Here is a 6,586-nt window from a genome sequence, read left to right on the forward strand (position 1 = left end):
CCGCTGCCGCCGGAAACTCCGTCATCGCCGTCGCCGCCGGAGAGCAAATTATTGCCGAATTTATCTTCTAAGATGTCCTTTCCGGCGCCGCCAAAAAGGCTGTCGTTACCTTCGTCACCCTTTAAGTAGTCATCTCCGTCGCTGCCAGAGAGGGAGTCATTTCCTGCATAACCCCAGATTATATCGTTACCTCCGAGGCCATCGATGGTGTCGTTTTGAGCGCTACCTTCGAGGAAATCATCGCCAGGAGTAGCTATTAAACTTGGAGTCGGAGTTTCCGTGGGAGTCGGAGTCGGAGTTTCCGTGGGAGTTGGAGTCGGAGTTTCCGTGGGAGTCGGAGTCGGAGTTTCCGTGGGAGTCGGAGTCGGAGTTTCCGTGGGAGTCGGAGTCGGAGTTTCCGCGGGAGTTGGAGTTGGAGTCGGAGTTCCCGTGGGAGTTGGAGTCGGAGTCGGAGTTCCCGTGGGAGTCGGAGTCGGAGTCGGAGTTCCCGTGGGAGTTGGAGTCGGAGTTCCCGTGGGAGTTCCCGTGGGAGTCGGAGTTCCCGTGGGAGTCGGAGTCGGAGTCGGAGTTCCCGTGGGAGTCGGAGTCGGAGTTCCCGTGGGAGTCGGAGTCGGAGTCGGAGTCGGAGTTCCCGTGGGAGTCGGAGTCGGAGTCGGAGTTGCCGCCGGAGTCGGAGTTGCCGTGGGAGTTGGAGTCGGGAAAATGTCACTACCAAGCAGGTTGCCGACGTTTAGGAAGCGGCCGCTATCAGACAAGTAAAAGTCTTCAATGGTCAAATCATCCCGCGATTTTACCTGGCCGTCGGCGTTGAGGTCGATCAGCAAATCGTTGCCTTTTTTGGCAATCCCGTTCTGCCCTACTGCGAGGGTTTTTGTCAGGGTGGCGTTGCTGAGGATTAAATTATTGGCGACACCACCAACATTTTTAATTCTGCTGCCTTTGGCTGTCTTGGCATCGAGGATGTAAGTAGTGTTTCCGCTGCTTCCCACTAGGGAATCGCTACCGCCGCCGCCGATCAGGGTGTCGCCGGCACCGGAGGCGACGAGGGTGTCGTTGCCGCGGCCGCCGTAGAGGGTGTTGGCTGCTTCGTTGCCGACTATTGAGTCATTTCCTTCGCCAGCAAAGGCATTTTCGATGATGCTGCCGGGGGCGATGGTCAGGGTTTGAGGAGAGAGTTCTTGTCCTGTAACTGTGCGGCCGGGTAGGGTACTTTGTGCACCGGGCGCTAGGTTGACGATAACGTTCTCACTGATGGCGGCAACGTTGATGATGTCGTTGCCAGCGTTGGTGTCGCTGAGAGTTTTGCGAGCATCGTTTGCATCGGTGAAACTGGCGAACTCGTTGGTGTAAATGTAGGTGTTGTCGGTAATGATGTCGTCGCCGTACAACCGCAAAGTTGCGCCTTTGAGTTTGCCAGTGTTATTTTGAGTGGTATTTTTGGGGTCGGGAGTGGCGCTATTATCGGAAATGTTCAGAGTCCAATCGCCAAGGCCGGTTTCTCCCCAGTGGCGGGCGCTGCTGAAGGTGTAGTTGAGAGTTTTGTCTTTGAAACCGTAGTCAGCTTTTTTTTCGCCGACCTCGGTGTAGTAAGGGACACGATCGAGAATTATACTCTCGGTTTTGTCGGGAGATGTGAGCTTGACTACTAAGTCTTGAAATTGACCGTGCTCGATATTCAAGTCTAGTTCGAGCTTGTCGATGTTGATGCCTTGACTAATCTTGAAAGTTTGATTAATGCCTGCGGGGGTATTGTCGGGAATATCCAGGGGTGTTGGCAGGGTCAATTGGGCAATTTGAACCTTTTCATTGGCAGCAGTTGCTGCTTCATTTTTGCCAGTTCCCGATCGCGGCTGCCAAGTTTCAGCCAAACGTACTGCTGCTGTGGCATCGACTAATCCGAAGCCGTAGTCGTGATTGACGTGGAGTCCGCCGCCGTTCCAGTTTTTAGCACCGTTAAATGTCCAAGCGTCCTTACCAAACTCATCTTTCTGGGCATCGGGGTGATTTTTGCGGGCGGAGTAAGCCAGGATTTCCTGAACGTCGCGGTAGCCGAGTTTGGGATTGGCTTGCAGGATTAAGGCTGCAACGCCGGCAACCATCGGCGCTGCAGAGGATGTGCCGTTAAAGTTGTTGGTGTAGTTGGTGTCTTTAAAATTCGGGGTTTTCTCTGGGTTGTAGCCGTCAGCGCCGATACGATCGACGGTAGCGATACTGGCGGGGTATTCGCTGCCGAAGGCTGAGACGAGCAGCGGCGCACCGGGATTGCTGTAAGATGTGACAACTCCCTTATTGTCGATCGCTGCTACGGCAATTACATAGCGATTGTTCTCGTAATTGCCTGAGTTAGCATTTCTCCCCCGCGTTTGTGCGTTGGGCAAATTTTTGTCTGGGTTATAGTGTAAGCGCTCGTTTCCTGCGGCCCAGGTAAATACTGTACCCAACTTGTTGCGGCCGTTAGTGACTGCGTTTTCGATCGCTTTGCCGGGGGCATCGTTGATTTTGAAATTGCCGTCAGCAACTTGAAAGTGGGTGCTGCCACCCCAGCTATTGTTGGAAACGTCGAAATCTACTTGGCTTTGCAGGCTAGGGGTATTAACACCAGGAGTTAAACTGGACTGGAAACTGCCGATGCTCGCTACTCCGTAAGCAACGCCGACAGTGCCGAGTTTATCTCTTTTTGCTGCAATAATGCCAGCTACAGCGGTGCCATGATTATTCTCCTTACCTTCCGCGTCCAAACCTGTGGCTGGTGGCAGGTCTTTGTGCTGAAGATCGACACCATCATCGACGACACCTACTTTGATGCCTTCGCCAGTATAGAACGGCCACAGAGGGAGTACATTGAGGTCAATACCGGGACTATTTTCGACTTCCCTATTATTCGGGACTTTTTGCCCGGTGTTGAACAGCCACCACTGCTCCTTAGCTAGGGGATCTTTTAAGTCATTTAAGTCGTTCGGCAATTTGATAGTCATAACAAGGCTCCCCTGATAATTTTCTTAACTGTTTCTGAAAGCGATCGGGGATGCGTGGAGAAGGCGATCGCATCGGACAGTAGATTAGATCGCCTTCTCCCGCATCCCCCCTAAGATAGATTTTGTCATAGATTGGTGGCGATCGCTCAACTAATTCCCAGGAAATAAAAATTACCTGTTACAGTTCACAAATATCCAACTGCATATAGAACCGAAGCGATCGCGGGTTGAGTTTCGCTATCTCTATTATTTCTGCCGGTGGCTGTTTGTAGAAGTCGGAAAAGTCGGATCTTCCAGTCGGATAAGTCGGAAAAGTCGGATCTTTGGCGATGAGGGCGGTTGAGGGTTGACTTTTGAGGGGTGTTGTGTAACTGGAATTGAAGAGGTCAAATGGGCGAAAGAATCCTCAGCAAAGTGAATCTCAACAAATCAGGGAAGTAGTTCTTCCGTACTTGTTATGGTAAATCGACTGCTATGAGTTCTTCGACTGCTATGAGCGATCGCTGGCAATATCTCAAATGGGTTCTATAAACCTATAGAATTAATCAGGGTTTATTTGCGTGAACATCCGGTTAAAAATTAGTTATATTTTGCCAAGTCGAAGGATTTTTCGCTAAAGTGCGATCGAGCAGACAATTCTCAGGTCATCTACGCTATTTATGCCGTACATAACTATCCCTAAACAATTTAGGGAACCTTCCAGGGTCATCAAATCTCAACTTTTTTTACGGCCCAAACGCCTAGCCATTTTTGAAGCTTGTCTGATCGGTTTAATTTCAGGACTCGCTGGGGTTTTGCTAAAGTCAGGAGTCGGATGGCTCGGCAGTTGGCGAGTTGCTACCTCGACATTAATCCCAGCTTGGATATTACTGCCCAGCGTCGGTTTATGCGGCGGCTTGCTGACAGGTTTCTTGGTTGAGCGTTTTGCTCCCGAAACTGCCGGCAGCGGCATTCCTCACGTCAAAGCTGCTCTCGGCGGAGTCAATCTTTCCTTAGATTTGCGAGTAGCTGTCGCCAAACTTCTGACGACTATTTTAGCAGTTGGTTCCGGTTTAACTTTAGGCAGGCAAGGCCCGACTGTGCAAATAGGAGCATCTTTGGCCGGCTGGATAGGTCACTTGATGCCAACTTCCCCAGACTACCGCCGACAATTGATTGCTTGCGGTGCTGCTGCGGGATTGGCTGCTGGTTTCAATACTCCCATTGCAGGAGTTTTGTTTGTAGTTGAAGAACTGCTGCACGATGTTTCGGGATTGACTTTAGGGACTGCAATTATCGCTTCATTTATCGGTGCAGTTGTCTCGCAGCTTTTGGGCGGCGATAGTTTAAATTTGAACCTTCGCGCGTACCAAACCAGTTTTGATGCTCAGGAAATCCCGTTTTATATACTGTTAGGAGTTTTAGCGGGATGGCTAGGAGCTTTGTTCACCAAAGGGATTATTGCTAGCTTGCAATTTAACAGGCGATCGCTCAAATTAGCTTTGCCTGCGCGAATGGCTCTAGCTGGCATAATCTGCGGTTCAGTAATAGCTTTGCTTCCAGCAACTTTCCGCGATCATACGGGTTTACGGGAGTTTATGCTGACCGGCGAAGCAAGCGGCATAACGAGTTTAATTGCCTTTATAGCTCACTTTTTTCTGACAATTATTTCCGCTGCTTCTGGAGCTCCGGGAGGATTGTTTTCCCCAGCCCTAGTTATGGGTTCTGCACTCGGTCACATGGTGGGAATTGTGCAGGCAGATTCCCTGGGTGTCGGTTTGCCGGTAACTTACGCTTTGGCGGGAATGGGAGCGTTTTTTTGTGCGGTTTCTAGGGCGCCGATTACTGCGGTAGTGATTGTGTTTGAAATTACGGCGGATTTCAAATTAGTGCTGCCTTTGATGATCTGTTCTGTAGTTGCTTATTTGGTGGCGGAAAAGGTGGACAGTGGCTCTTTTTACGATCGCCTTTTGGAGTTTAACGGCATTCAACTGACAAAGGCAAAAGCTGCCAGCAATACTTTGAGCGACTTGCACGCAGATGACGTGATGCAGCGCCGAGTTGAAACTCTTTCGAGTCTGCTGACTTTCGATGAAGTGATGCAGGCTTTTTCGCGATCGCACCACCGAGGATTTCCAGTAGTTGAAGATGGCAAATTAGTCGGAATTGTCAGTCAAACCGATTTGGCAAATGCCAGCGATCGCAATTTGTCCGGCAACTCGCTGCTTAAAGAATTTATGACTGTACAGCCGATCGCAGTCAAAGCAAGGGATACTTTAAGCGAGGTATTGTACAGGCTCAACAACTACAATATCAGCCGCTTGCCAGTCGTAGAAGGCCGGCGTTTGGTGGGAATTATTACCCGCAGCGACATTATCCGAGTTGAATCCGATCGCCTCACCGGAGAAACAACCCAGGGCCCGCATCCAGAACCTTCCTATGTTGTCTATCAAACCAGGGCTCCGCAAGTCGGAAACGGCCGCTTATTAGTGCCGCTTTCCAACCCCCAAACAGCACCCGCTTTGCTGCGGCTGGCGGCGGCGATTGCGCGCGATCGTAATTACGAATTAGAATGCCTGCAAATCATCATAGTACCGCGCAACAGTTCCCCCTCCGAAAGCGCAGTGCGGACAACCAAAAGCCGCCGCCTGCTACAACAAGCCGAGCGAATTGTTCGCAATTTGAACTTGCCAGTACACACCCAAATACGGGTAGCTCACGACGTGCCTAACGCGATTTTGGAGACAATTAAGGAGCGACATATCGATTTGATTTTGATGGGCTGGCAAGGCGAATTATCCACAAAAGAACGCATTTTTGGTGATGTGGTGGATACCGTAATTCGGCAAGCAGGCTGCGAGGTTATTTTGGTGAAGTGGAGCGAAAAACTATTAGCAACACGCAAGAAAAATGAGTTTTCTGCCACTTTCAGCGGGCGGAAATATACGTCTATAGAATGGGAGTTAAATCCCGAAAAAGTTGACGGCGCAGATAATCCCCCATTGGCGATATCCTCAGATTCATCAGCGAATCCAGAGACTGAACTTTCCCCGCCGAATTCAGACATTCCAGCCCCAGAATTGGGACTGCACACGCTGATGGGTTTGCACCGCTGGTTGGTGCCTATTCGCGGCAGTTACAAGCAAGCTGCGGCTTTGCGGCTGCTACCTGCTTTGGTGGCTGCGAGTGCTGTACCGGAGATTAAATTGTGTCAGGTTCATCAGCCTTCTGTTGCAGAACCCGATCGCGGAGAATTAAAGCAAGCAGCGGAGTTTATCAAGCGCAGGGTTAGCTGTTCGATAATAGCGACTTCGGTTTGCGCTAAATCGGTTTCTGATGCTTTAATTGATTTGGCTCAGAACGATCAGTGCGATGCGATCGTCCTGGGAGCGAGCCGTGAAGGGCTGCTGAAGCAGGTGATTCACGGGAACATCCCGGAAGCTGTGGCGCGCGGGTGCGACTGTACAGTCATTTTAGTGCGATCGGCCTCTTAGGAATGATAATTAAATAACTTCTACTCTTGAAAGTGGGATGGGCGTCCCGCCCGTCCTTTTTGGACGGGCGGGCCGCCCCGCCCACAATAACAATTAAAATTGTAAGTTTTTTAATTAGCGATCCGTAGCTAACCAGAC

At 50.6% G+C, this 6,586-nt stretch carries 2 protein-coding genes; one reads left to right on the forward strand and one right to left on the reverse strand.

What is annotated here, in order from left to right; translation table 11 throughout:
- The coding region (locus QT987_RS25715; RefSeq protein WP_333245944.1) for a S8 family serine peptidase at positions 1–2,975 on the reverse strand (2,975 nt) is incomplete at its 3' end.
- A 659-nt stretch (positions 2,976–3,634) separates the two neighbouring features.
- Here QT987_RS25715 and QT987_RS25720 point away from each other — a divergent pair.
- Entirely contained in the window at positions 3,635–6,448 is a 2,814-nt protein-coding gene (locus QT987_RS25720; protein WP_333245946.1) for a chloride channel protein, read from the forward strand.
- The last annotated feature ends 138 nt before the right edge of the window (positions 6,449–6,586 follow it).

The organism is Microcoleus sp. SVA1B4 (assembly GCF_036700545.1).
In the GTDB taxonomy this organism is placed as follows: Bacteria; Cyanobacteriota; Cyanobacteriia; order Cyanobacteriales; family Microcoleaceae; genus Microcoleus.